Raw genomic sequence first — 1837 nt, 5'->3', positions numbered from 1 at the left:
TGATTATAACAGCATCATTTACTATAGTTTGTATGTCTATAATTCTATACTTTTGCACAACGAAATCAGATGTATCGTACAAGCAAGAATTACCGACAGTGGAAGCTTTACCACAAAAAGCTATATCACCAAAATTCGATGGTAAGTATGAATTCTCTAAGTTTTTAGAATGGGTCTCTAAAAATTTAACATATCCTACTGGTTATGAAACAAAAAAAGCTAAAGTTGTAGTATCGTTTGTCATAACAAATGAAGGTACTATAGATAATATAAAAATAATATCAGAACCTGAGCAAAAGGCTTTTGCCAAAGAAGTCGTACTGCTATTAAAAAAATGTCCAAAATGGACACCAGGAAAATTGGCAGATGGGACTCCTGTAAGCATAAGTTATATTTTGCCTGTAAATTTCAACAACATAAAACGCTTTGATTAAGTTATGAAAAATTCTTTTTCTAAATATTTTGTTTTATTATTAGCTTTTTTGCCGATTACTTGTATGGCAGAAAACAGCATAAGTTCTGAAAGATTAAAGCAAAAGGCAGATAGTTGCGTAAACGAATTTAATTATAATGAGGCCGTCTTATATTACAGCCAGTTATATAAGATCAAAGAGGATTTAATAGTCGCTCGTAAATTAGTTGATGCCCACAAACATATTGGACACTATAAAGAATGTATCTCCATATTAAGAACTTTCCCCACAGACAGTTTAAAATATGAAGATTTACGTTCATTGTTTTTTTCGTACCGTAATTTGGCAAATTCTGATTCATTACTATTTTATGGTGATAGTATTATAACATTGAATCCATATGACAGCGAAGTAGTTGTCTCATTAGCGACTTATTGCAACACTATAAATCATTTTTCCAAGACAATAGACATCTGCCAAAGGTATTTGCAAAAAGATTCTTTAAACATGCCTGTTTTGAGGCAATTTGGATATGCTTCTTATCTAACAGGAAATTACCAAGAAGCTTATAATTCTTATATGCAACTTCAAAAAAATGGTTTTGAGAATTACGAATCTTCGTTTATTATAGGGATTTCACTTGAAAACTTAGGAAAGAATAGTGAAGCCTACGATTATTTATTACAAGCAACAAAATTTAAAAACAACAAAGATTTCCCTTCTTTATACCATTTGGGGAAAATATGTATATCTATTGGATTAGGCACAGAAGGAGTTGATTTTTTGGAAAAAGCTATTAAATTACAAACTCCAGATAGCGTGATGCTCTCCACACTTTATAAGGGTGTTGCAGAAGGATATTTCTTAAGCCACAAATATAAAGAAGCAGCATTAGCTTTTGAGAATAGTTCACTCTATGAATCCAACAATCCGATTACATACTATAATATAGCCCAAATGTATGAAACAATAGGAATTGAAGATAAAGTAATACATTACTATACACTTTTTCTAAAATACTCAGAAAAACTTAAAGATAGTACAGAAAACAAGGAGATGGTTTCCGCAGCTAAACAGAAACTAAAAGAAAAAAGTCTAAGACTATAATTTATACTAATCCCTAGAGATATTAGTGAGCATTACTATTTCAATAACTCAAATCGGCAATTAGAAATATAATAATCCATGGTCATGCGTGTCGTATTATAATGACCGATTTAGGATAAAAGTCGTAGGCGAATGTATAACACCGCTTACGCATACAGTTATTTTGATACCTTTGACTTATCTGTCATAGTGAAGTGACCCCAAGAAGTTGGACGGGTTAAACATTTACGTATTTAATTGAGTCATTCTGTATTGTACTGGACTCATACCATTTAACTTGATTTTTATTCTTTTATTGTTATAATAGTCAATATATT

Annotated in this window: 3 protein-coding genes; 2 read left to right on the top strand and 1 reads right to left on the bottom strand. The window is 30.9% G+C overall.

What is annotated here, in order from left to right; genetic code table 11:
- Nucleotides 1-434: energy transducer TonB (locus CIK89_RS11010; protein WP_216820470.1), on the top strand; the 434-nt coding region annotated here is incomplete at its 5' end.
- Nucleotides 435-437: 3 nt separating this feature from the next.
- On the top strand, nt 438-1520 hold the full coding sequence (locus CIK89_RS11005; protein ID WP_144007409.1) for a hypothetical protein: 1083 nt from the start codon (nt 438-440) through the stop codon (nt 1518-1520).
- A 225-nt stretch (nt 1521-1745) separates the two neighbouring features.
- Here the strand turns inward: CIK89_RS11005 and CIK89_RS11000 are convergent.
- On the bottom strand, nt 1746-1837 hold a 92-nt coding region (locus tag CIK89_RS11000; RefSeq protein WP_144007349.1), incomplete at its 5' end, for an IS3 family transposase.

This window comes from Prevotella sp. P4-119 (genome assembly GCF_002251345.1).
GTDB lineage: Bacteria > Bacteroidota > Bacteroidia > Bacteroidales > Bacteroidaceae > Prevotella.
Note: the sequence above shows the minus strand (reverse complement) of the source record. Positions and strands in the feature narration are given on the sequence as shown.